Below are 24,026 nucleotides of genomic sequence, written 5' to 3' on the forward strand. Positions count from 1 at the left end.
CCCGGCCACCGACAATCGCGTGCGCGCAGGCGATACAGCGTCATCGCGTCCAGGTCAGCAGCTCCTCCAGCGGCCAGGTGTTGACGATCCGCGCCGGCTCGATCCCGCAGCGCGCCGCCCGCTCGCAGCCGTGCCGCTGCCAGTCGAGCTGGCCCGGCGCGTGCGCGTCGGAGTTGACGGCGAAGACGCAGCCCTGCTCGTAGGCCTGGCGCAGCAGCCGTTTGGGCGGGTCGAGCCGGTCGGGCCTGGAGTTGATCTCGACCGCCACGCCGAACCTCCGGCACGCCTCGAAGACGATCTCGGCGTCGAACTCCGACTCCGGCCGGCGCTCGCCGCGCGCGCCACCGGCCCGCACGACCCGCCCGGTGCAGTGGCCCAGCACGTCCACCCGCGGGTCGGCGATCGCCATGACCATCCTGCGGGTCATCTCGGGGCCGGGCATCCGCAGCTTGGAGTGCACGCTGGCCACCACCACGTCCAGCCGGTCCAGCAGCTCCGGCTCCTGGTCCAGGCCGCCGTCGAGATCGATGTCGACCTCGACGCCGGTCAGCACGCGGAACGGCGCCAGCCGCCGGTTGAGCTCGTCCACCCGGTCGAGCTGCTCGCGCAGGCGAGCCGCCGGGAGACCGTTGGCCACCTTCAGGCGCGGCGAGTGGTCGGTCAGCGCCAGGTACTCGTGGCCGAGCGCCATCGCGGCGCCGGCCATCTCCTCGATCGGCGAGCCGCCGTCGGACCAGTCGGAATGGCTGTGCAGGTCACCCTTGAGCGCGGCCAGGAGCGCGGCCGTCTCGTCGTCGAGGTCGGCCCCCTCGGTGGCCCGCATCCTGCGCAGGTAGGTCGGCACCTGACCGGCCAGCGCCTCGGTGATCACCAGCGCGGTCACCTTGCCGATGCCCGGCAGGTCGGCCAGGCCACCCGAGTCCGCCAGCCGTACCAGCTCCGCGCGGGGCAGGTCGGCGACGACCGAGGCGGCGCGGCGGAAGGCGCGCACGCGATAAGTGGGCTCTCCCGCCCGTTCCAGGAGAAAGGCGATCTCCTGGAACGCCTCGACCGGTTCCATACGTTCATGAATACCAAAGGCTCGGCTCGTCGATTGATGCCGGAGGCCACCACCGATAGTCTGTCCGGCCGGAGAGAGCAGGAGCTAGATGGCCCACACGCCACCCCCACCCCACCAGCCCCACCGCCCGAAGAAGCGGTCGAAGGCGTCCAACGTGATCACTCTCACGGTCATCGGCGTCGTCTCGGTCATGGTGGTCGGCTACTGCGCCGCCACCCAGAACGACGAGGAGGTCACCGCCGACTGCGTCGACATGAACACGCAGTTCGACGACGGCTCCTACCAAGTGGTGGACGAGGACCTCTGCGACGAGGACGACGACGGCAACAGCCACTACTACGGCGGTTCGCGCGGCGCCTACATCTGGTACTACGGCGGCACCCGCGTCGGCACCCGGGTGCGGGCGGGCACCAGCTACCGCCCCTCCGACGTCGCCATCAAGTCCCGCGCCGGCCGCGAGATCCAGCGAGGCGGCTTCGGCAGCTTCCGCACCGGAGGAAGCTGACCCGTGCGGCGCGAGCGAGGCACTCCCAGGGACGACTGGGAGAAGACGATCGAAGGCCAGGGGCTCGCCTACCACCGTGCGGCCCACCCCGAAGGCCTGAGCAGGCCCTACTGGGACGAGTCCGTCCACTACGCCTTCTCCCTGCAGGAGGTGGAGTCGCTGGAGGAGCAGGTCGAGGAGCTGCACGGCATGTGCCTGAGCGCCGCCGAGCACGTCGTCTCGACGGGCCGCTTCGCCGACTTCGCCATCCCCGAGTGGGCCGTCGCGGACGTGACGCGCTCCTGGGAGCGCCGCGACCCCTATCTGTACGCCCGCTTCGACCTGCGCTACGACGGCACCGGCCCGGCCAAGCTGCTGGAGTACAACGCCGACACGCCCACCTCGCTGCTGGAGTCGTCGGTCGTGCAGTGGTTCTGGCTGAAGGACACCCACCCCGGCGACGACCAGTGGAACTCCATCCATGAGCGGCTCATCGACCGCTGGCGGGAGCTGCCGCTGCCGCCGGGGCCGATCCACTTCGCCTGGACCAACCGGGATGAGTCGGGCGAGGAGGCGATGACGCTCGCGTACCTGCAAGAGACAGCCGAGCAGGCCGGCCTGCAGACCGTCGCGGTCGCCATGGAGGACATCGGCTGGGACTCCCTCAACCGCCGCTTCGTCGACGTCGAGGAGCGGATGATCCGCTCGGCCTTCAAGCTCTACCCGTGGGAGTGGATGCTGGCCGAGCCGTTCGGGCGCCACGCTGTGCGCCACGGCACCTGGATCGAGCCGCTGTGGAAGGCGCTGCTGTCCAACAAGGCGCTGCTGGCCGTGCTGTGGGAGCTGTTCCCCGGCCATCCCAACCTGCTGCCCGCCTACCTCGACGGCCCCCGCGACCTGACCTCCTACATCGCCAAGCCGCTGCTCGGCCGGGAGGGCTCCTCCATGCGGATCGTCACCCCGTCGGGCGGCCAGGAGACGCCCGGCTCCTACGGCCAGGAGGGCTTCGTCTTCCAGGGCTTCGAGGCGCTGCCCGACTTCGACGGCCAGCGTCCCGTGCTCGGCGCCTGGGTGATCGCCGACGAGGCCGCGGGGCTGGGCATCAGGGAGACCACCGGGTTGATCACCGACGACACCTCGTCCTTCGTACCTCACCGAATCGAGCAATCATGAACGCCCTCCTGGAGATCCTCGTCCGCGGCGCGGGCGCCATCGCCTCCTACGCCGCCGTCGGCGTGATCCTGCTGATCGTCGGCTTCTACGTGATCGACCTCGCCACGCCAGGAAAGCTGAGCGAGGTCATCCGCAACGAGCGCAACCCCAACGCCACATTGCTGGCGGCCTCCGCGATGGCCGCGATCGGCCTGATCGTGGCGGCCTCCATCTGGTCGTCCGGCGGCCGGCTCGCCGAGGGCCTGGCGGGCACGGCGGTGTTCGGCCTGGTCGGCATCGTGGTGCAGACGCTGGCGATGCTGCTGTTCGACCGGGTGGTGGGCATCTCGGTCCGTGACCTGGTCAAGGAGCCCGAGCTGCAGCCCGGCGCCCGCCTGCTCGCGGTCACCCACGTGGCGATCGGCCTGATCACCGCCGTCGCGGTCATCTAGCCGGACCTGGCACTCTAGAAGGTGTGACAGACCGGACCCGGGAGGACACCACTCGCAGGCTCGAGCGCGCCATGGGCTCGCTCGGCACGGCGGCCATGTCCCGTATGGACGACCAGTTGCCGTGGTTTCGAGCGCTCAGCGCCGAGGATCGCTCGTGGGTGGGCCTGGTGGCGCAGGCCGGGATCGCCGCGTTCGTGGAGTGGTTCCAGCACGCGGGCGAGGACCGGCCCACGCCCAGCATCGAGTTCTTCGGCACCGCGCCGCGCGAGCTGAAGCGGTCCATCTCGCTGCAGCAGACCGTCGACATCGTCAGGGTCGTCGTCCAGGTGGTGGAGGCGCAGACCGACGAGCTGGCGGCGCCCGGCGGCGGCGACCAGCTCCAGCAGGCCATGCTGCGCTACACCCGCGACGTGGCCTTCGCCGCCGCGCACGTCTACGCCCGCGAGGCCGAGGCGCGGGGGGCCTGGGACGCCAGGCTGGAGGCGCTGATCGTGGACGCCCTGGTGCGCGGCGAGGTCGACGACGGCCTGCACTCCTGGGCGGCGGCGCTCGGCTGGACGTCCTCCCCGGTGGTGGTCATCGCCGGCCACGCCCCTGACGGCGACCCGCGCGCGGTGATCGACGGGCTGCGCGAGCGGGGCCGCCGCATCGGCATGGACCTGCTCGCCGGGGTGCAGGCCGACCGGCTGATCGTGATCGTGGGCGGCGCCACCAGTGTGAACGACGCGGCCAAGCAGGTCGTGGCCCGCTTCGGCGAGGGCCCGATCGTCATCGGCCCGGAGGTGCCCGACCTGCACGCCGCCGCCCGGTCGGCCAGGGCCGCGCTGGCCGGGCTGCAGGCCGCCTCCGGCTGGCCGGACGCCCCCCGCCCGGTGCACGCCGAGGATCTGCTGGCCGAGCGGGCGCTCGACGGCGACGGCGACGCCCGGGAGCAGCTCATCGAGAACGTCTATCTGCCCCTCGCCGGCACCCCGCTGCTCGACACTCTGGCCACCTACCTGGAGCAGGGCACCTCGCTGGAGGCCACCGCGCGCCTGCTGTTCGTGCACCCGAACACGGTCCGCTACCGCCTCAAGAAGATCACCGAGCTGACCGGCTACCAGCCGACGGAGGGCCGCTCCGCCTTCACCCTCCAGGTGGGGCTCATCCTGGGCAGGCTCGCGGAGAGCGCGCAGACGTGGCGCGCCCTAACGTAGGACTACCGAAACCCCTATTGTGGGCTTCCTACAAATCACCGTGGACAAAGTTCGTTCACATCTTCATCAGCGTGTCGGACATCTACAGGGCAGGGTTGAGTTCGTGCTTGTACTCGTCGCGCCAGGCCAAGGCGCCCAAACTCCTGGCTTCCTCACACCGTGGCTCGAGCTGCCCGGTCTCGCCGACCGGCTGGCCGCCTGGTCCGAGGTCGCCGGCCTGGACCTGATCGCCTACGGCACGACCGCCGGGGCCGACGAGATCCGCGACACCGCGATTGCCCAGCCGCTGCTCGTGGCCGCCGCGCTGGCGTCGGCCGAGGCGCTCGGCGTGACCCCCGACCTCCTCGCCGGCCACAGCGTCGGCGAGTTCGCCACGGCGGCCCTGGCCGGGGTGCTGACCCCGGAGCAGGCGCTGACCCTGGTGCGCGAGCGCGGCCAGGCCATGGCCAAGGCCGCCGGAGTCACCCCGACCGGCATGACGGCGGTGCTGGGCGGCGTGGAGGCCGAGGTGCTCGCCGCCCTCGACAAGCACGGGCTGACGCCCGCCAACGTCAACGGCGCCGGGCAGATCGTCGCCGGCGGCACGCTGGAGCAGCTGGCCGCGTTCAAGGACGACGCGCCCGCCCGCGCCCGCCTGATCCCGCTGTCCGTGGCCGGCGCCTTCCACACCGTGCACATGGCCCCGGCGGTCGACCAGCTGCGCGAGGCCGCCCAGCACGTCGAGCCCGCCGACCCGCGGGTCAGGCTGCTCTCCAACGCCGACGGCCAGGTCGTGACCGACGGCGCCGAGCTCATGCGCCGCCTGGTCGCACAGGTGAGCAGTCCCGTCAGGTGGGACGCCTGCATGACCTCCATGGCCGATCTGGGCGTCACCGCGATGATCGAGCTGCTGCCCGGCGGCACGCTGACCGGCCTCGCCAAGCGCGGCCTGCGCGGCGTGCGGACCGTGGCACTCAAGACCCCAGATGATCTCGACGCCGCCAGGGAGCTGACCCAGTGAGGATTCTCGACACCGCGCCCGGTGCGAAGGTGCTGGCACTCGGCCACTACCAGCCCTCCCAGGTCGTCACCAACGACGACCTGGCCAAGACCATGGACACCAACGACGAGTGGATCCAGTCGCGGGTCGGCATCAAGGAGCGCCGGGTCGCCCCCGACGGCGAGACCCTCGAGGACATGGCCACCCAGGCGGGCGGCAAGGCGCTGGCCGCCAGCGGCCTGTCCGCCGCCGACATCGACCTGGTGATCGTGGCGACCTGCACGCTGGAGAGCCAGATCCCCAACGCCTCGGCCGTCGTGGCCCACCGCCTCGGCATCGACTCGCCGGGTGCGTTCGACGTCAACGCGGCCTGCTCCGGCTTCTGCTACGCGCTCGCCGCCGCCGACGCCGCGGTCCGCGCCGGCTCGGCCACGAACGTCCTCGTCATCGGCGCGGAGAAGCTCTCACAGTGGCTCGACTGGACCGACCGCTCGACCGCGGTGATCTTCGCCGACGGCGCGGGCGCCGCGGTGGTCGGCCCCTCGGACACGCCAGGCATAGGTCCGGTCGTCTGGGGCAGCTCGGGTGACAAGTCCGAAGCCATCAGGATCCCCGACCGCCACGACTCGCTGCGCCAGGAGGGCCAGACCGTGTTCCGGTGGGCCACCACCGCGCTGCACCCGGTCGCCAAGCTGGCGTGCGAGCGCGCGGGCGTGGACCCGTCCGAGCTTGCCGCCTTCGTCCCGCACCAGGCCAATTTGCGCATCATCGAGTCCATCGCCCGTAAGCTGGGCGCCGACAACGCCGTCGTCGCCCGCGACATCGTCACGGCCGGCAACACCTCCGCCGCGTCGGTCCCGCTCGCGCTCTCGCGCATGCTGGAGCGCGGCGAGGTCCGCTCGGGCGGGCTCGCGCTCATCCTCGGCTTCGGCGCCGGCCTGACGTATGCGGGACAGGTCATCGAGATTCCATAGGATCGCGTACGGCACACGCGCCGTACGCATGTCAGAGCTTGTACGGCGACGCCGTGCAGAACCCAGGAAAACTAAGGAGAACTAGCGACATGGCTGCCACCGAGCAGGACATCCTCGAGGGCCTCGGCAAGATCATCAACGAGATCACCGGCATCCCCGCCGCCGAGGTCACCCCCGAGAAGAGCTTCGTGGACGACCTCGACATCGACTCCCTGTCCATGGTCGAGATCGCCGTGGCCGCCCAGGACGAGTTCGGCGTCGAGATCCCTGACGACCAGCTCAAGAACCTGAAGACGGTCAAGGACGTCCTCACCTTCATCCAGAACTAAGTGATCCTCTCTGCCTGCTGATTCGACAAGGAGTGCGAAACGTGAGTGCAAACCGGGTACGTGTCGTCGTCACCGGGCTCGGCGCGACGACGCCCGTCGGTGGAGACGTCAACTCATCCTGGTCGGCGCTCCTCGCCGGTCAGTCGGGTGTCAGGACCCTCACCGAGGACTGGATCGACACCGTCCCCGTGACGTTCGCGGGGACGGCCGCGGTCGACCCGGCCGAGGTGCTGCCGCGGCCCGAGGCACGACGCCTCGACCGCAGCGAGCAGTTCGCCATGGTCGCCGCGCGTGAGGCGTGGCAGGACGCGGGTGCGCCCGAGGTGGCGCCGGAGCGGCTGGGCGTCGTCGTGTCCAGCGGCATCGGCGGCATCAACACCACCCTGTCCGCCTACGACACCTACAAGGAGCGCGGCTGGAACCGGCTGTCGCCCTTCACGGTGCCGATGCTCATGCCCAACGGCCCCGCCGCCTGGATCGGCCTCGACAGGGGCGCCCAGGCGGGGGTGCACGCCACGGTGTCCGCCTGCGCCTCCGGAGCCGAGGCCATCGGCTACGCGATGGACATGATCAGGGCCGGCCGGGCCGACGTGGTCGTCGCCGGCGGCACCGAGGCCGCCATCCACGGCCTCAACGTGGCGGCCTTCGCCGCCGCCCGTGCCATGTCCACCCGCAACGACGACCCGCAGGGCGCTTCGCGGCCGTGGGACCGCGACCGTGACGGGTTCGTGCTCGGCGAGGGCGCCGGCATCCTGGTGCTGGAGTCCGAGGAGTACGCCAAGGCCCGCGGCGCGCGGATCTACGCCTACGCCTGCGGTGTCGGCTACTCGTCCGACGGCTTCCACATCACCAACCCCGAGCCCGAGGGCCGGGGCATCAGCATGGCGATGACGCACGCGCTCACCGACGCCGGGCTCACCGGCCGGGACGTCAAGCACGTCAACGCGCACGCCACCTCCACCCCCGCCGGCGACGTCATCGAGGTGCAGGCCGTGGCCAAGGCCATCGGCACCCACCCGCTGGTGACCTCGACCAAGTCCATGACCGGCCACCTCCTGGGCGGCGCGGGCGGCATCGAGTCCGTCTTCACCGTCAAGTCGCTCCAGGACCGCATCGTCCCCGCCACCATCAACCTCGGCAACGTCGACGACGGCATCGAGGTGGATCTGGTGCACGGCGCGAACCGGGCGCTGCCCGAAGGTGACATCGCCGCCGTCAACAACTCCTTCGGCTTCGGCGGCCACAACGTGACCGTCGTGTTCCAGGGGGCCTAATGACCGTGCTCGACGACCGAGCACCGAAGGAGGGCTCCGATCCGGAGCCTGCCGATCCCCGGGACCCGGCCGTACGCCTGGCCGCGCTGCTCGACGAGGGCTCGCTGCGGCTGATCACCTCTGAGGACAAGAGCGGCGTGCTCGCCGCGATGGGCCGCGTCGAGGGTGTCCCCGTCGTCGCGTTCTGCAGTGACGCCCGTTTCCAGGGCGGCGCGATGGGCAGCGAGGGCTGCGAGCACATCGTGCACGCCTACGACGTGGCCGTCCGCGAACGGGTGCCGATCCTCGGGATCTGGCACTCCGGCGGTGCGCGACTCGCCGAAGGCGTCGAGTCGCTGCACGCCGTCGGCCGGGTCTTCGCCGCCATGACCAAGGCGTCGGGGGTGGTGCCGCAGATCTCCGTGGTCGTCGGCGCCGCCGCCGGTGGCGCCGCCTACGGCCCGGCGCTGACCGACCTGGTGATCCTCGCCGACTCCGGCCGCATCTTCGTCACCGGCCCCGACGTCGTACGCAGCGTCACGGGCGAGGACGTCACCAGCGCCGCGCTGGGCGGCCCCGAGCCGCACAGCAAGCGCAGCGGCGTCGTGCACATCGTCGCCGAGACGGAGGCCGACGCGCTGCTGCGGGCCCGCCGGCTCGCGGTGCTGCTGGGCCACCAGGGCCGGGTGCGCGCCTCGGCCGTGGACGAGGTGGACTTCTCCACGCTGCTGCCGGAGTCGGCGCGGCGTGCCTACGACGTCAAGCCGCTCGTCAACGGCCTGCTGGACGAGCCGGGCATCGAGCTGCACCCCAAATGGGCGCCCAACATCGTCACGTCGCTGGGCCGCCTCGGTGGCCGGACGGTCGGCGTGATCGCCAACAACCCGATGCGGCTCGGCGGCTGCCTCGACGCCACGTCCGCCGAGAAAGCCGCTCGCTTCGTCCGTATGTGTGACGCTTTCGGAGTCCCTTTGGTTGTCCTCGTGGACGTGCCGGGTTATCTGCCCGGCGTCGGCCAGGAGCACGACGGCGTAGTCCGGCGGGGTGCCAAGCTGCTGCACGCGTTCGCCGAGGCGTCGGTGCCGCGCGTCACGCTGGTCACCCGTAAGGCCTACGGCGGCGCCTACGTCGCCATGAACTCCCGCGCCCTGGGCGCCACCAAGGTGTTCGCCTGGCCGACCGCCGAGATCGCGGTCATGGGCGCGGTCGCCGCGGTGCGCGTGCTCAAGCGCAGGGAGCTGGCCGCCGCTCCGGAGGAGGAGCGGGCCGAGCTGGAACAGCGGCTCGCCCGGGAGCACGAGAAGCTCGCGGGCGGGCTCACCCGCGCGCAGGAGCTGGGCGTGATCGACGAGGTCATCAAGCCGGAGGAGTCCCGCGGCGCGATCGCCAAGGTCCTCGCCCAGGCCACTCCTGCCAGGGGCGCGCACGGGAACATCCCGCTGTGATCCAGTGACACTAAGGGCCCCGCACCGGTAAGAGGTGCGGGGCCCTTTCGCATGGCCTCGGATCTTCGGATGGGTCTCCGTACGGGTCTTCCATGGGTCTTCGGATGGGTCTTCGGATGGGGCTGCTCGGGTCGTCGCATGGGCGGGCTCGGGTGGTCGCGGTCGAGGGGCGCACCTCAGACGGCGGCGTGCAGCCAGCGCACGGGAGCGCCGTCGCCCGCGTAGCGGAACGGCTCCAGCTCCTCGTCCCACTGCTTGCCGAGCAGTTTGTCCAGCTCGTCCTCCAGCACGGAGCGCCCCTGGGCAGCCGTCAGCATCACGGCGCGCAGCCGGTCCTCGGGGATCAGGATGTCGCCGGCGGCGCCGATGACCGCGCTGAAGGCGCCGAGCGTCGGCGTGTAGGCATGCCGGGAGCCGTCGACACCCGGCGAGGCGTCCTCGGTGATCTCGAACCTGATGCGCTGCCACCCCATCAGGGAGGAGGCGATGGCCGCCGCGATGCCCGCGCGACCTTCCCACTCCGCCTGCGCCCGCACCACGTTGGGTGCCGCGGGTTGCGGGGTCCAGGTCAGGTCCACGGGCACGCCTAGGACGCCCGCGACCGCCCATTCGATATGAGGGCACAGCGCGGGCTGAGCCGAGTGGACGTACAGCACGCCACGAGCAGACACCGGACCTCCCGATTCGGTACGAGGTGCGCCTTCCCCAACGGCCTCGTCCTGGGATGATCACAAGTGACTAGGGAGAGACTACCGTCGGTTGTAATCGGACACCAGAGGGGGGCCATACCAAGTTGGTGCGCGTGTGGCATGTGACAGCTGGGCAAGCTGGGAAAGATACCCGCTCATGGACATCGAACCAGTCGGCGCGGCGCTCATCCGCCCAGGCCAGATCCTGACGGATCGCAGCGCGCTGTCGGCCGCCGCACGCTGGACCCAGGCGGTCTCGGAGGCCGACGGGGTCTGCGTCATCCACCTGACGTCCGGGGTGGACCCGTGCGAGCTCACCAGGGATCTGCGCGAGCACGGTTTCCGGGCCTCGCCCAATCACGTCCTCGTCGGCCAGCCCCTGTTCTTCGGCGGCCCGGCCACCAGGCCCTTCCCCTGCCCGCCGGTCACCTATCGGCCGGGCAGGGCCAGGTCCCAGGTGGTGGTGGGGCTGGTCGACACCGGCGTGGCCGCGCATCGATGGTGGGCCGACAGCGACTGGTACGCCCGGATGGGCGCCGAGGACGCCGACGCGACCGAGGGCTCGCAGGCCGGGCACGGCACGTTCCTGGCGGGCCTGCTGACGCGCGGGGCACCCGGCGCGTGGCTGCAGGTGAGCCGGGTGCTCAACGGCGACGGGGTGGGCGACGAGGCCACCGTGGTCCGGGCGCTGCACCGGATGCGCGACCGGCCGCCACAGGTGCTCAACCTGTCCTTCGGCGGCCACACCTTCGACGACAGGCCGCCGCCCCTGCTGGCCGACGCGCTCGCCGAACTGCAGGACACGGTGGCCGTCGCGTGCGCCGGCAACACCGCCTCGGAGCGGCCCTTCTACCCCGCCGCGCTGGCCGGCACGATCGCAGTGGGCGCCGTGGACCACACGCTGGAGCGCCGCGCGCCGTTCTCGGCCCACGGCTCGTGGGTGGACGCCTGCGCGCGCGGCGAATGGCTGTCGAGCAGCTTCCTGGAGCGGGGCGAGTTCGCCGGCTACGCCTCCTGGAGCGGCACGTCGTTCGCCACGGCCATCGTCGCCGGGGCCATCGCCGACGCCGCCCGGGACCTGCCGGTCAAAGAGGCGGCGCTGCGGGTGCTCGACCCCCGGGAAACCCGGCAAATTCCCGATCTGGGAGTTCTCGTCCCCTCGATTCTGTAGAGTTTACGCTCAGTCCTCGGACGATCACGGGGAGGCAGATTCGCCTCTCCGTCCGGGTCGGAAAGGAGGCCGTGATGCAGGACCCACGCGATCCAGCGGAGCTGCTCTCAGCCGCGGCCGACGGCGACCAGCGGGCCTGGGACGAGCTCGAGTCCAGGTTCGGCCCGCGCATGTGGGCGGTCACCCGCGCGTGCGGGCTGGGCGAGGCCGACGCGGCGGACGCGGTCCAGGGCGCCTGGCTGCGCCTGCTGGAGCATCTCCACAGCATCAGGGAGCCGGCGCTGGTCGGCGCCTGGCTCGCGACGACCGCCCGGCGCGAAGCGCTCCTGCTGCTGCGCAAGACGCCGCTCGGCCTCGGTTTCGAGCCGGCCGACGCCCCCGACCCGGCGTCCGCCGTGCTGGAGGCCGACGGCAACCGCCTGCTCTGGCAGACGGTCTCCGCTCTGCAGGAGCCGTGCCGCACCCTGCTCCACCTCGTCGCGACCGACCTCGGCAGCCGCCAGATGGCGACGCGGCTGGGTGTCCCCGTCGGTAGCGTCGGCCCGACCAGGGCCCGGTGCCTGGAAAAACTGCGCACCCTGATCTCACTACAGGAGACGGTGCAATGATCAACGACGAGTACTTTCTGGCGGCCCTCAGGCTCGCCTCCGGCAACGATCCGATCCCGGGCCATGTGTCCGCCGCGGCGCGTGACGTCTTCGAGCTGCGGGTGCCCCGGGCGGTGACCGCCATGCCCGCCGAGGGCGCCACGGCTCGCGGCGTGCGCGGGACGGACGCCCCGCAGTCGGTCCGGTTCGTCGCCGCCGGGCTCACCTTCGACCTGGAGGTGACCGTGGGCGACGGGCTCATCGACGTGGTCGGCCAGGTGTTCCCGGCTCCCTGCGAGGGCAGCCACGTCGAGGTCCGCACCCCTCATCTGACGCTCACCAGGAGCCTGGCCGACAGCGGTCAGTTCGCGGCCACCGGCCTGCCACCGGGCTGGCTCAGCGTGGTCTGCCACCGCCCCGGCCAGGAGCCCGTCCAGACCAGGTGGGTGCGCGTCCGCCCGTGAGAGACCCGGCCGGGCCGCGCCTGCCCGCCGCACCAGCAACCGAGGCACACATGGCGACACCGGTGAGACATCAACCGCCCGGCCGTTCCCCGGACACCGCCCTGCTCGTGCGGGCCGCGGAGATGGCCGTGCTGCGGTCGGTGGTGGATCCCGGTCAGGCCCTCGACGCCGGCCGCACCATCCTCAAGGCGGCCGTGGCGGCCGGATCCGCCGAGGCGGAGGCCGTCGCGCTGCGGGCCATGGCGCTGGCGGCGCGTGAGCTCGGCGATCTCCCCGGCGCGGAGGAGTATCTCCGGCAGGCCGTCCACACCGTGGGCGCGCCCGCCGAGCGGCGCGCCCAGGCCAGACTCTCGCTGGTGACGGTACGGACCGAGCGCGGCCATCCCCTGCAGGCGCTCCGGGTCGCCGCCCTGGCCTGGGCCTACCTGTCGCCGCTCGACCGGGCCAAGCTCGACACGCAGCGGGCCGTCGCCCTGGCCCACCTGGGCCGCTACCAGGAGGCCATCGCCTCCTGCGACCGGGCGCTGCAGGCCCTGGCCGCCGCCCCCGGCACCGTCGACGACCGCCGGTTCCTGGCCGGCGGCCTGCTCAACCGGGGCCTGGTGCACGCCTACCGGGGCGACTGGGACGACGCCATGCGCGACATCAGCACCTGCCAGGAGATCGCCCGGCACGCCGGGCTCCGCCACCTGACCCGCCTGGCCGCCGCCAACCTGCCCTTTCTCGCGGTACGGCGCGGCGACGTCGGCGGCGCCTTCACCCACTACCGCGCGGCCGAGGACACCCTGTTCGGCTTTCCTGAGCGGCTGGCCACGATGCGCGCCGATTTCGCCGCCGCGCTGCTGGCCGCCCACCTGCCCGGCGAGGCCCGGGCCCTGCTGAGCCTGGCCGTGCCCGATCTGGAGAAGACCGGTGCGCACGTGGCGCTGGCGGAGGCGCGACTGAAGCTGGCCCAGGTGGAGCTGCTGACCGGTGACCCGCACGAGGCGATGGCGGTGGCCGAGCGTGCCATGCGGGAGCTGTCGGCGCAGGATCGGCGGTCATGGCTGCCCCTGGCCCGTGAGGTCGTGCTGCGGGCCAGGCTGACCCTGGAGCCGCCGACGCCCGCCCTGCTGGCCGAGCTGGTCATGTGCGCGACCGAGTTGGAGAAGGACACCGCCCACCTGGCGGAGGCGGCCGCGCTGCGGCTGGTGGCGGCCGAGACCGCGCTGGCCGTCGACGACCATCCGGCCGCGTCGGCCCAGCTCGCCCGGCTCACGGCGCACGCCAGGCGGTGCGAGCGCTGGACGCCCGCGGGGACCCGGCTGACGCCCCTGGTCTCCGACTCGGACACCAGCCGCCTGGCCCAGGCCTCGCAGGTGCCGGCTCCCGTACGCCAGCACGCGCTCGCGCTGGAGGCGGCGCTGCAGGAGGACGTCCATGCGGCGTTCCGGGCGGTTCGCGAGGGGCTGGCCGAGGTGGGTGACCGGGCCGACGCCTTCGACGATCCGTCGCTGCGCGCGCACGCCGTCAGGGCGGGTGAGCGGCTGGCGGCGTTCGGGCTGCGGCTCGCGGTGCGTGACGGGGGCGCCGAGGAGGTGTTCGAGTGGGCCGAACGCTGGCGGGCGGTGGCCGCTCCCGCGCACGCCTGCTCCCCCGCGGTCCTCGACCAGGTGCGGGCCGCGCTGGGCCGGGCGGCGCTGGTGGAGTTCGTCCCCGACGGGGAGTCGCTGGTCGCGGTCGTGGTCACCGGGGAGCGGGTGACGCTGCGGCGGCTCGGCGCCCTGCTGCCGGTGACCGAGGCCCTCATCCGCCTGCGCTATTCACTCCGCCGATCCAACCTCCGAGACGGCTTCCTCACCGAACGACCGACCGGCGAGACCGCCGAGCATCCCACCGGCAGCGAAGCCGCCGGGCATCCCGCCGCCGAGGACGACGTGCGGCCGATCAGTGTGCGTCATACGGCCGAGCCCGCCGCCGAGTTGGAGCGCCTGCTGCTGCGGCCGATCGACGCCGAGATCGGGGACCGGCCGCTGGTGCTGGTGCCCACCGGGGTGCTGCACACGCTGCCCTGGGCCACGCTGCCCACCCTGCGCGAGCGTCCGGTGAGCGTGGCCGTGAGCGCCGCCGCCTGGCTCGGCGCCACCCGCCGTGCGCCCGTCACAGCGCCGACCACGGTGATCGCGGCGGTCGGGCCGGGGCTGGCGCACGCCCGCGAGGAGGTCGAGCGGGTGCTCGCCTGCCATCCTCACGCGCGTGAGGTGCCGGCGCGGACCGGCCCGGTGCTGGCCGCGCTGGAGTCCGCCGACGTGCTGCACCTGGCCGCCCATGGGGTGTTCCACGCGCGCAGCCCGCTGCTGTCGAGCATCACGCTGGACGACGGCCCGCTCATGGCCTACGACCTGCTGGGCATGTCACAGGCGGCCCGGCTCGTCGTACTGTCGTCGTGCGATTCCGGGATGGCCCGCACGCCCACCGACGGCGCGCCGCTCGGGCTGGCCGGCACGTTTCTGGCGCGGGGCGCGGCGTGCGTGGTCGCCGGGCTGGTGCCGGTGCGCGACGAGGACGCGCTGGCGCTGATGACCCGCTTCCACGAGCTGCTCGCGGCGGGCCACCCCCCGGCCACGGCGCTGGCGGACGCCTCGGCCAAGACCGGGGTGCTGGGGTTCGTCTGTTTCGGCGCGGGCGATCAGCCGGTGGCGACCGGCCTGGAGGGGTCGGCGACCCAGTTGGACCACGAGCCCACGTAGAGGGCGGCCGGCCGGCCCGCCACCTCCAGGGCGAGCACCTCATGGGCGGCCGTCACGCCGGATCCGCAGTAGGCGCCGGCCGGGACGCCCTCGCCCACTCCGAGCTCGGTGAAGCGGGCCCGCAGCGTCTCCGGGGCCAGGAACCTGCCGTCGCTGCCGACGTTGGCGGTGGTGGGCGCGTTGACCGCGCCCGGGATGTGGCCGGCCACCGGGTCGATCGGCTCCACCTCGCCGCGGTAGCGCTCCTCGGCGCGGGCGTCGAGCAGCACGCCGGACGCGGCCAGTGCCGCCGCCCCGTCCGCGTCGAGCATCGGCATCCCGCCCGGGACGGCGGTGAAGTCACCGGGTGCGACCTCGGGCTCCTCCTTGGTGACCGGCAGGCCGGCGGCGATCCAGGCTCCCAGACCGCCGTCGAGGACCCGTACGTCCTGATGCCCGTAGTAGCGCAGCAGCCACCAGGCGCGCGCGGCGGCCGTCGCGCCCGAGTCGTCGTAGACCACCACCGGCCGCCCGCCGGACACGCCCAGCCGTCGCATCGCCTGCTCGAACGCGGCCGCGTCGGGCAGGGGATGGCGGCCGGCCGCTCCGGGCGCCGCCGTCAGGTCGGCATCGAGGTCGCAGAAGACGGCGCCGGGCAGGTGCCCCTCCCGGTACATGCCGACGCCGGGCGGCCCGCCGAGCCGCCAGCGCACGTCGAGCACGCTCGCGCCGTCGAGCGCGGCCAGGTCGTCCGGGATGATCAGCGGGCTCATCGGGTGGATACCTCCAGAAGTGGCACGTGCTGCTCGGCCACGGTCATCGAGCCGTGGTAGCCGGTGAACAGGGCCTCGATCGGATGCGCGGCCGGGGCGACGATGGCCAGATCGGTGTAGGGGACCGCGATGACGTCGCCGATGCGGCCCAGCCAGTCGGCGCGCACCCGGGGCCCGAACCAGCCGGACTCGACCGCCTCCTCACGGGAGACCACCCAGGCGCGGCCGCGCAGCATCTCGCCCCAGGCGTCGAACACCTCCACGGCGGCGCCCGGCTGAGCGTAGACATGCCTGGCCCTGGCCTCACCGCCCAGCATGGCGACCCCGAGCGTCAGCTCGGGCGTCGCCTCGGCGTCGAGCTTGTCGAGCGCGTTGACCATCCCATGGTCGGCCGTCACGAACAGCGCGGTGCCCGGCGGCAGGCCCTCGGCCAGCCGCTCGGCCATGGCGTCGACGATCGCGAGCTGCGTCAGCCACTCCGGGCTGCCCCAGCCCGTCATGTGACCGGTGGCGTCGAGGTCGCCGTAGTAGACGGTGACGTGGGCTCGCGGGCGCGCCAGCTCGGCGAGTGTCCGCGCCACCCGCTCGTCCACCGTCTCGGCCCCCACATAACGGACCCCGCGATAGACGGCCTCGGTCAGCCCGGTGCCCTCGTAGGCGGCGGGCGCGACGTAGACGGGCTCGATCCCCGCCGCCGCGGCCCGCTCGTAGACCGTCGCGCTCGGCTGCCACTCCAGCGGGTCCATCGCCATCCCGGTCCAGCGCAGGCAGTTGAACAGCCGCCCGGCGCCGGGCACGGCGAGCATCAGGCCCATCATCCCGTGCTCCCCCGGCGACAGGCCGGTGCCGAGCGAGCACAGGCTCGTGACGGTCGTCGCGGGGAAGCCGGCCGTCAGCGTCCGGCCGGCGATGGCGGCCAGGAACGGCGCGGTGTCGGCGTGCGCGCGCAGCAGCTCCGCGCCGAGCCCGTCCACGATGAACAGGCAGGTGCGCGCGGCGGGCGCGATGGCCAGCGGATTGGGCTCGTCCAGGCCCAGCGCCGCGAGCAGGGAGCGGGCGAGATCGGGCAGCGCCGCCCCGCCGTACGCGGGCACCAGCGGTCCGATCTCCATGGCCCGATCCTATCCGCCCGCCCCCGCCCCGGCCATGAGCGCGAACCCGCCCAGGTCGTACGTTCCCTCCGCCCGGCCGGGCAGGCGGTCCTCCGATCGGTGGGACGGGACCTCAGTGCACGGCGGTGGCTTCGGACAGGGCCTTGGCGAACGACAGGACGTGGGCGACCGCCTCCGGGCCGTCGGCCGCCTCGCTGACGCGCAGCGAGAGGTCGTCGGCCGTGATGGCGCCGGTGTAGCCGTGGTCGGCCTCGCAGTTCTCGTCGCCGCAGGTCGCCGGCTCCAGATCCACGTGGGAGATGGCGCCCCAGCCGATCGTGAGCGTCACCTCCGTCGGGGGGACGCCGGGGACGTAGGAGGCGGGGTCGGGAACCACGCGGGTGACCGCCACCGACTGGATCCGGCTGAGCCGGACCGCCTCCGACGTGGTGGAGGCGTGCGCGGTGGACACGCCCTCCACGGCCGGGTGCTCGTCGGTGTGGCAGACCAGGAGCCTCGAGGTGGACAGAACCAGGACGGTGACGTGCCTGCGCACCTCCATGGCGGGATCGAAGGTGGCCTCGTGGTGGACCACGAACGCGGTCACGGCCTCCTTGCCCAGCGCGGATTCGACCGCATCGGAGACGAGGTCGGGATAGTAGCCGCTGCGCTCGATGGCTTCACGCAGGCCCGCGGCTGAGACTCGGGTTTCCCTCATGGACCCAGTTTGCCAGGGCGACACAGTGCAACCACCCGCCGGATATAACGCTCTATAACGTCTTTTACCTGACGAAAACCTGACGTCGTGGCTGTCCGCCCATCCAGGGACGCGCCACGGCAGGAGGGCGGGGGCGTCCAGGAGCCGGACCCCGACGACGGCGATCGCCGTCCGAGGCCCGGTGAGGGCGGCCAGGCCGCCCCACGACGCGGTGGCCACCGCCATGGCGGTCCGGGTGGTGCTGGTCCAGCCGGTCAGCACGCGGCACACTGTACCGCCTCCGGCGCGTCCCGATCCGTGAGCCGCCGTCAAGGCGGGGTGCGGGTCCGACTTCGCCTGCGAAGGCGACCGTCGAAGCGGGAGCCGGGCTGACCCAGCCTGCGAAGGCGACCGTCGAAGCGGGAGCCGGGCTAACCCAGCCTGCGGGGGCCGCCGTCGAGACGGGGGCCGGGTGGGGTGCGCAGGGTCGCCCGCGCGTCGAGGACTATCACCCCGGACTCCCCCACCAGGACCTGGTCCAGGTCGAGTCGGCACAGCTCGGGCAGGTCGTGGCCCAGGCGGCTCACCCTGGTCAGGAGGTCTTCGAGGGCATCGACCGCGACCGGCGGGTAGCCGTACTCACCGAACAGCAGCGGCGCGGCGCGTACGGACCGCACCAGGGCGGCGGCGTCCTCGCGGGTGAGGGGAGCCAGGCGGAAGCCCTGGTCGAGCAGGAGGCGCGCGGTCACCTCGCCCAGCCCGAAGGACACGACCGGCCCGAACGCGGGATCCTCGATGACGCTCACCACGGTCGGCACGGCGGGCTGCGGGGCCATCCGCTGGACTGCCAGCTCCACGTCCTCGCCGAACTGCTGGGCGAACTCGGCGTACGCGTGCCGTACGCTCTCGGCGTTCGGCAGCCCGAGCCTGACGGTGCCGGCGCGGCGCGAGGCGTCGGGGCCGGCCACCTTGAGCACCGCCGGCCAGCCGAGCCGTCCGGCGGCGGCGACCGCCTCGTCGGGCGAGCGCACCACCTCGGCGGGCCACACGGTGACGCCGTAGCAGGCGAGCAATTCGGCGGCGTCGACCCGCACCGGCGGCCCCGCCTCGGCGAAGACGGGCGCCTTGGAGTAGGCCCCGGCATGCTCGGCGACGCTCACACCCAGCGAGCCCGGAACCAGGGGTGGAGCCGGAGCCGGAGCACTGTCCGGGACAGCATCGGCCTGCGACGGAGCCTGTCCGCCGTCGAGGCCGGTGGCGGCAGTCGACGGCTGAGCGGGGGTCAGCGCTTCGTTGGCGAGGGCGCGGGCGCGGTCCGTGTCGATGTCGTCGAGGTCCGGCGGCGGGAGGGCGGGCCGGGCTCGCCAGGTGGCGTAGCGGACCGCCAGCGCCAGTGCCCTGACCGCCTCCTCGGGCGCGGCGTAGGAGGGGATGGAGCCGCGTGCCGGGACCGGGCCGCCGGTCTGCAGGTAGGGGTGCATGCCGAGGTGCCCCTGGAAGGTCGCGAGCACGGGCTTGGCCGAGCCGTGCGAAACCTCCAGGAGCCGGGCGGCCACGGCTGCGGCGTCGCCGGGAATGGGCGGCATGTAGATGACGACCGCCGCGTCGACCTCGGGTGCGGCCAGCTCGCCCGCGAGTGCCGTACAGAACTCCTCGGCCCCGGCCGCCGGGCCGAGGTTGATCGGCGCGCGGGGCTCCAGCCCCGCCGCGACACACCCGTCGGCGGCGAGCAGGCCGAGCGCGTCGGAGTTGGTGATCAGGGCGACGCGCGGTCCGGCGGGCAGCGGCTGGTAGGCCAGGAGCTGGCCGACGTCGAAGAGCTGGATGAGGTCGTCGACCCGGATCAGCCCGGCCTGCTCGAACAGGGAGCTGATCGCCGAGTCGGGCAGGCCGAGCTCCTCGGCGGAGTGACCGACCGGGGTGCCGCCGCTCTTGACCACCACGATCGGCTTGGTCCGCGAGATGCGCCTGGCCAGCCGGGTGAACTTGCGCGGGTTGCCGAGCGATTCGAGGTAGAGCAGGATCACCTCGGTCGAGGCGTCCTCCTCCCAGTACTGCAGCAGGTCGTTGCCCGACACGTCGGCCCGGTTGCCCGCGGAGACGAACGACGAGATGCCCATCCCGCGCTCCTTGACCCGCTGGAGCAGCGCGGTGCCGAGGGCGCCCGACTGGCTGAAGAAGCCCACCCGGCCCCGGCCCGGCACGGTGGCGGCGAGGGTGGCGTTGAGCTTGACGGCGGGGTCGGTGTTGGCGATGCCGAGACAGTTGGGGCCCACCACGCGCAGGCCGTAGGAGCGGGCGATGCGGGCCAGCTCGTCCTGCCTGCCCCGGCCCTCCTGGCCCGTCTCGCCGAACCCGGAGGAGAGCACGATCAGGCCGTGCACGCCCTTCTCGGCGCACTCCTTGACCACGTCGAGCACGCCTTCGGCGGGCACGGCGACGACGGCCAGGTCCACCTCGTCGTCGATGGCGGTCACACTCGGGTAGGCGCGCACGCCGGCCATGGCGCGCACCTCGCGGTGCACCGGGTAGACGGGGCCGGTGAAGTCGGCGGCGAGCAGGTTGCGCAGCGCGGTGTGGCCGACGCCGCCCGGGTCGCGGGAGGCGCCGATGACGGCGACCGAGCCTGGGGTGAGGAGCCTGGCGATCGAGCGGGCCTCGGCCCGGTGCTCGCGCGCGGTGGTCACCTCGGCGGCGGTCTCGGTGGGGGTCAGGTCGAGTGTCATGCGTACGACACCGTCGGCGAACCGGGTCTCGGCCGTGTAACCGGCCTGGCGCAGCACGCCCATCATCTTCATGTTGGCGGGCAGCACGTCGGCGACGAACCGCTCGATGCCCCGCTCGCGGGCGGTGGCGGCCAGATGTTCGAGGAGCACCGAGGCCACTCCCCTGCCCTGGTGGGCGTCCTCCACGAGGAAGGCCACCTCGCCCTCGCCCGGCGCGGTCCGGTCGTAGCGGATGACCGCGACCATCTCGGTGCCGATGGTGGCGATGAGGGCGACCCGGTTGAGGTAGTCGACGTTGGTGAACCACGCGACTTCCTTGTCCGACAGTCGCGGGCGCGGCCCGAAGAACCGGAAATAGATTGATTCGTCGGACAGGCGGGAGTAGAAGGCGCGCAAGCGGTCGGCGTCGGCGGGCCGGATCGGACGCACGTGGGCGGTGCCCCCGTCGGCCAGGACGACGTCGGCTTCCCAGTGGGCCGGATATTGTGCCTCCACAGTCACGAGCGTAAACCCGCATCCCACATGCCAAGAATTCCGGGGCGTTTTGGGCAACGCTTGTGCATCGACTCAGGCCTGGTGTCCTGGGTCCGCCCCACGAGCAGCCCGGAAGCTGTTAGTTTTGCCGTGGCCAGGCTCGATCCGAAGGCAGCAAGGTGGTGGCATCATGACGCGGGTCGTCGTGGTGGGCGATCTCATGACCGACGCGGTCGCTCGCGCCCGTTATGCGCTTGCCCGTGCGAGCGACACCCCGGCGATCGTGACCATGCATGGTGGCGGCTCCGGGGCCAACATTGCCTCGTGGCTCGCGGTCGAAGGCGCCGAGGTGGCCTTCATCGGCCGCAGAGGCGCCGACATCACCGGGCGTAACCGCGACATGGAGCTGATGGGCTATGGCGTGGACGCCAGGCTCGTCATGGATCCTGAGCGGCCGACCGGCACCTGCGTGGTGCTCGTCACGCACAAGGGTGAGCGCACCATGCTGTCCGATCCCGGCGCCAACGCCGCGCTCCTGCCGGAGGATCTGCCGCGCGACCTGTTCAACGGCGGCGGCGGCCACCTGCACCTTTCCGGCTACACGCTGATCAACGAGGGCTCCCGCGACGCCGGCCTCGCCGCGCTCGACATGGCCCACCACTCCGGGATGTCGATCTCCGTCGACTGCGCCTCCTCGGCGCCTCTTGAGCGTACGGGGGCCGAGCCGTTCCTTGAGTGGACCAGCGGCGCCAAGCTGCTGTTCGCCAACATCGACCAGGCCAAGGTGCTGACCGGCCGGGACGACCCCGAGGCCGCCGCCAAGGTGCTGACGGCGTGGTTCCCGCAGGTCGTGATCAAGATGAACGCCGAGGGCGCGCTGTGGTTCGGCAACGGCCGGCCGGAGCCGGTCCGGGTGCCGGCCGAGCCGGTGGACCGGATCGTTGACGGCACGGGCGCGGGCGACGCGTTCTGCGCCGGCTTCCTGCCGCCGTGGCTGGCGGGCAAGCCTCCGGCGGAGGCCCTGGGCGCCGGCTGCAGCCTGGCGTCCAAGGCGATCGTGCACCTGGGAGCGCGTCCGCGCCTCTAGCGCCCGCCCTTCCGGACGACGACGCCTCTGACGCCCGGCTTCCGGACGGCCCCGCCGCGTGGCCGGGCCGTCCCGTTCACGCGCACGTACATCGTTGATCAGGACGTGGTGGCCAGAGCCAGCGGCAGGACCGCGGGGGCGCCCGCGTGGCGGATCAGGGCGGCGGCGAGCGTCATGGTCCAGCCAGTGTCGATCCGATCGTCGATGAGCAGCACCGGCCCGCCGCACGCGGCCACGGCGGCGCCCACGTCCTTGGGCATGGCCAGCGTCCCCCTGACGGCCTGGACGCGCTTGGCGCTGTTGAACTGCCGGCCGGGCGGCCCCGCGCGGTAGCCGAGCTCCCCCAGGTAGGTGAGCCGGCCGACCTGGGACAGTCGTTCGGCGAAACCGCGGACGAGCTGGGGCCGCGTCGAGGAGGGCACGCTGACGACGCCCACCGGCCGCTCCCGCCAGTCCCAGGCGGACAGCACCTGCACCACGGCCTTGAACATGTCGTCGGGCATCGGCCCGTCGGGGGCGTTGAACAGCTCTCGCAGCCGGTTGCCCCAGCCGATGTCGGTCAGCCGGCCCAGCGCCCTGCCCTGCTCGGCGCCGAGGTCGGGCTTGATCCGGCCGGACAGGTCGGACAGCCCGGTCGGCCACTGCCTGCGGGCGTCGATGTCGACGCCCGGCCTGCTCAGCCGCTCGCGGGCGCTCTCCACGGCCGGGGCCGCGATCTGCGGCGAGCGGTGCAGGCCGGTGCAGTTGTCGCAGCGCCCGCACGGCTTGGCGGCCTCGTCGTCGAGCCGCTTGCGAAGGTACTCCTCGCGGCACTCGGTGGTCGTCAGATAGCCGAGCATGGCGTCCTGCTCGGCCTTGCGCTCGCCGGCGATGCGGGAGTAGCGCTCGGCGTCGTAGTCCCACGGCCGGCCGGTCGCCTCCCAGCCGCCCTTGACCCTGCGCACCGCGCCGTCCACGTCGAGGACCTTGAGCATCATCTCCAGGCGGTTGCGGCTCAGGTCGACGGCCGTCTCCAGCGCCGGGGTGGACATCAGGCCCCGCTCCTCCAGCGTCTGCAGCACGGCCCTGACGACCGGCTCGGGCGGGAAGGCCAGCGAGGTGAAGTAGGCCCAGATCTCGCGGTCCTCGGTGCCCGGCAGCAGGATGACCTCGGCCCGCTCCACGCCGCGACCGGCACGGCCGACCTGCTGGTAGTAGGCGACGGGCGACTGCGGGGCGCCGACGTGGACGACGAACCCGAGGTCGGGCTTGTCGAAGCCCATGCCCAGGGCGCTGGTGGCGACCAGCGCCTTGATCTTGTTGTTGAGCAGGGCCTCCTCGGCCTCCAGCCGTTCGGCCGGATCGGTCTGCCCGGAGTAGGCGGCCACCTCGTGGCCCTGCTCGCGCAGGTAGCCGGCGATCTCGTGGGCGGCGGCCACGGTCAGGGTGTAGACGATGCCGGAGCCGGGCAGCTCGCGCAGCGTCTGCGCCAGCCAGGCCAGCCGCTGCTCCGCCGTCGGAAGCCGTACGACACTCAGGTGGAGGCTCTCACGCTCCAGCGCGCCGCGCAGGACCAGGGTGTCCTCGCCCATCTGCTCGGCCACGTCGCGGGTGACGCGGGCATTGGCCGTGGCGGTGGTGGCCAGCACCGGGATGCCGGGCGGCAGCTCCTCGAACAGGGTGGCGAGCCTGCGGTAGTCGGGCCGGAAGTCGTGGCCCCAGTCGGAGATGCAGTGGGCCTCGTCGACGACGACCAGGCCGGCGCTCTCGGCCAGCTCGGGCAGCACGTTGTCGCGGAAGTCGGGGTTGTTGAGCCGCTCGGGGCTGACCAGCAGCACGTCGATCTCACCCTCGGCCACCTGGGCGTAGACGTCCTCCCAGGCCTCGGGGTTGGCGGAGTTGATGGTGACGGCCTTGATGCCGGCGCGCTCGGCGGCGGCGATCTGGTTGCGCATGAGGGCGAGCAGGGGCGAGATGATGACGGTGGGCCCCTCGTCGAGCTCGCGCAGCAGGGCGGTGGCCACGAAGTAGACGGCCGACTTGCCCCAGCCGGTGCGCTGCACGACGAGCACCCGGCTCCGCTCGACGACGAGGGCCTCGATGGCCTTCCACTGGTCCTCGCGGAGCTTGGCGTGGTCGCCGGCCAGCGCCCGCAGCCGGGCCTCGGCCTGTTCGCGCAGCATCGCCGCGTCCGGGGCTTCAATCATGCGTCCTTGTTACCAGGTTTCCCCGACGTTTCGCGCCAGCCGGCGGACG

21 protein-coding genes are annotated in these 24,026 nt (G+C 72.7%); 14 read left to right on the forward strand and 7 right to left on the reverse strand.

Annotated elements, in window-relative coordinates:
• Positions 1 to 40: 40 nt before the first annotated feature.
• On the reverse strand, positions 41 to 1,060 hold the full coding sequence (locus tag ACTMTF_RS28720) for a PHP domain-containing protein (RefSeq protein ID WP_441113470.1): 1,020 nt from the start codon (positions 1,058 to 1,060) through the stop codon (positions 41 to 43).
• 154 nt (positions 1,061 to 1,214) lie between these two features.
• Here ACTMTF_RS28720 and ACTMTF_RS28725 point away from each other — a divergent pair, with 154 nt between their 5' ends.
• The 9 genes from ACTMTF_RS28725 to ACTMTF_RS28765 all read left to right on the forward strand — a co-directional run bounded on the left by ACTMTF_RS28725 (position 1,215) and on the right by ACTMTF_RS28765 (position 9,324).
• Complete coding sequence (locus tag ACTMTF_RS28725) at positions 1,215 to 1,565, forward strand: hypothetical protein (RefSeq protein WP_397003332.1); 351 nt, start codon at positions 1,215 to 1,217, stop codon at positions 1,563 to 1,565.
• 3 nt (positions 1,566 to 1,568) lie between these two features.
• On the forward strand, positions 1,569 to 2,717 hold the full coding sequence (locus ACTMTF_RS28730) for a glutathionylspermidine synthase family protein (protein ID WP_441113471.1): 1,149 nt from the start codon (positions 1,569 to 1,571) through the stop codon (positions 2,715 to 2,717).
• The gene (locus ACTMTF_RS28735) at positions 2,714 to 3,148 is read left to right on the forward strand and encodes a DUF350 domain-containing protein (protein WP_397003336.1); all 435 of its coding nucleotides are present in this window, start codon (positions 2,714 to 2,716) and stop codon (positions 3,146 to 3,148) included. The genes ACTMTF_RS28730 and ACTMTF_RS28735 overlap by 4 nt, the downstream gene beginning before the upstream one ends.
• 71 nt (positions 3,149 to 3,219) lie before the next feature.
• Entirely contained in the window at positions 3,220 to 4,344 is a 1,125-nt protein-coding gene (locus ACTMTF_RS28740) for a PucR family transcriptional regulator (RefSeq protein WP_397003867.1), read from the forward strand.
• A 103-nt stretch (positions 4,345 to 4,447) separates the two neighbouring features.
• Positions 4,448 to 5,344 carry an ACP S-malonyltransferase gene (locus tag ACTMTF_RS28745; protein WP_441113472.1) on the forward strand — a complete coding sequence of 299 codons (897 nt, stop codon included), beginning with the start codon at positions 4,448 to 4,450 and terminating at the stop codon, positions 5,342 to 5,344.
• The gene (locus tag ACTMTF_RS28750) at positions 5,341 to 6,297 is read left to right on the forward strand and encodes a beta-ketoacyl-ACP synthase III (RefSeq protein ID WP_441113473.1); all 957 of its coding nucleotides are present in this window, start codon (positions 5,341 to 5,343) and stop codon (positions 6,295 to 6,297) included. Before ACTMTF_RS28745 ends, ACTMTF_RS28750 begins: the two co-directional genes overlap by 4 nt.
• An 89-nt stretch (positions 6,298 to 6,386) precedes the next feature.
• Entirely contained in the window at positions 6,387 to 6,626 is a 240-nt protein-coding gene (locus ACTMTF_RS28755) for an acyl carrier protein (protein ID WP_049565669.1), read from the forward strand.
• A gap of 41 nt (positions 6,627 to 6,667) precedes the next feature.
• Entirely contained in the window at positions 6,668 to 7,900 is a 1,233-nt protein-coding gene (gene fabF, locus ACTMTF_RS28760) for a beta-ketoacyl-ACP synthase II (protein WP_441113474.1), read from the forward strand.
• Complete coding sequence (locus ACTMTF_RS28765) at positions 7,900 to 9,324, forward strand: acyl-CoA carboxylase subunit beta (protein ID WP_441113475.1); 1,425 nt, start codon at positions 7,900 to 7,902, stop codon at positions 9,322 to 9,324. Before fabF ends, ACTMTF_RS28765 begins: the two co-directional genes overlap by 1 nt.
• Before the next feature lie 176 nt (positions 9,325 to 9,500).
• Here ACTMTF_RS28765 and ACTMTF_RS28770 read toward each other — a convergent pair whose 3' ends face one another.
• Positions 9,501 to 9,995: a DUF3145 domain-containing protein gene (locus ACTMTF_RS28770; protein WP_397003346.1), complete on the reverse strand. Its 495-nt coding sequence runs from the start codon at positions 9,993 to 9,995 to the stop codon at positions 9,501 to 9,503.
• Positions 9,996 to 10,170: 175 nt separating this feature from the next.
• Here ACTMTF_RS28770 and ACTMTF_RS28775 point away from each other — a divergent pair, with 175 nt between their 5' ends.
• From ACTMTF_RS28775 to ACTMTF_RS28790, 4 genes are all read left to right on the forward strand, one after another.
• Positions 10,171 to 11,184, forward strand: coding sequence for a S8 family peptidase (locus ACTMTF_RS28775; RefSeq protein ID WP_441113476.1), 1,014 nt, complete (start codon positions 10,171 to 10,173; stop codon positions 11,182 to 11,184).
• Between the two features lie 74 nt (positions 11,185 to 11,258).
• A complete protein-coding gene (locus tag ACTMTF_RS28780) occupies positions 11,259 to 11,792 on the forward strand; it encodes an RNA polymerase sigma factor (RefSeq protein WP_397003350.1) in 534 nt (177 codons plus the stop codon).
• Positions 11,789 to 12,235, forward strand: coding sequence for a hypothetical protein (locus tag ACTMTF_RS28785; RefSeq protein WP_441113477.1), 447 nt, complete (start codon positions 11,789 to 11,791; stop codon positions 12,233 to 12,235). Before ACTMTF_RS28780 ends, ACTMTF_RS28785 begins: the two co-directional genes overlap by 4 nt.
• Before the next feature lie 62 nt (positions 12,236 to 12,297).
• Positions 12,298 to 14,964, forward strand: a complete 2,667-nt coding sequence (locus ACTMTF_RS28790) for a CHAT domain-containing protein (RefSeq protein WP_441113478.1) — start codon at positions 12,298 to 12,300, stop codon at positions 14,962 to 14,964.
• Here ACTMTF_RS28790 and ACTMTF_RS28795 read toward each other — a convergent pair.
• From ACTMTF_RS28795 to ACTMTF_RS28810, 4 genes are all read right to left on the reverse strand, one after another.
• Positions 14,904 to 15,716, reverse strand: a complete 813-nt coding sequence (locus ACTMTF_RS28795) for a sulfurtransferase (RefSeq protein ID WP_441113479.1) — start codon at positions 15,714 to 15,716, stop codon at positions 14,904 to 14,906. The genes ACTMTF_RS28790 and ACTMTF_RS28795 overlap by 61 nt on opposite strands.
• A complete protein-coding gene (locus tag ACTMTF_RS28800) occupies positions 15,713 to 16,828 on the reverse strand; it encodes an alkaline phosphatase family protein (RefSeq protein WP_441113480.1) in 1,116 nt (371 codons plus the stop codon). The genes ACTMTF_RS28795 and ACTMTF_RS28800 overlap by 4 nt, the downstream gene beginning before the upstream one ends.
• Before the next feature lie 112 nt (positions 16,829 to 16,940).
• On the reverse strand, positions 16,941 to 17,525 hold the full coding sequence (locus ACTMTF_RS28805; RefSeq protein WP_441113481.1) for a DUF5998 family protein: 585 nt from the start codon (positions 17,523 to 17,525) through the stop codon (positions 16,941 to 16,943).
• A gap of 410 nt (positions 17,526 to 17,935) precedes the next feature.
• Positions 17,936 to 20,725, reverse strand: coding sequence for a bifunctional acetate--CoA ligase family protein/GNAT family N-acetyltransferase (locus ACTMTF_RS28810; RefSeq protein ID WP_441113482.1), 2,790 nt, complete (start codon positions 20,723 to 20,725; stop codon positions 17,936 to 17,938).
• Between the two features lie 169 nt (positions 20,726 to 20,894).
• Here ACTMTF_RS28810 and ACTMTF_RS28815 point away from each other — a divergent pair, with 169 nt between their 5' ends.
• Positions 20,895 to 21,791, forward strand: a complete 897-nt coding sequence (locus tag ACTMTF_RS28815) for a carbohydrate kinase family protein (protein ID WP_397003364.1) — start codon at positions 20,895 to 20,897, stop codon at positions 21,789 to 21,791.
• Positions 21,792 to 21,889: 98 nt separating this feature from the next.
• Here the strand turns inward: ACTMTF_RS28815 and ACTMTF_RS28820 are convergent, their stop codons facing one another.
• On the reverse strand, positions 21,890 to 23,977 hold the full coding sequence (locus tag ACTMTF_RS28820) for a RecQ family ATP-dependent DNA helicase (RefSeq protein WP_441113483.1): 2,088 nt from the start codon (positions 23,975 to 23,977) through the stop codon (positions 21,890 to 21,892).
• Positions 23,978 to 24,026 lie beyond the last annotated feature (49 nt).

The organism is Nonomuraea sp. ZG12, assembly GCF_052068115.1.
In the GTDB taxonomy this organism is placed as follows: Bacteria; Actinomycetota; Actinomycetes; order Streptosporangiales; family Streptosporangiaceae; genus Nonomuraea.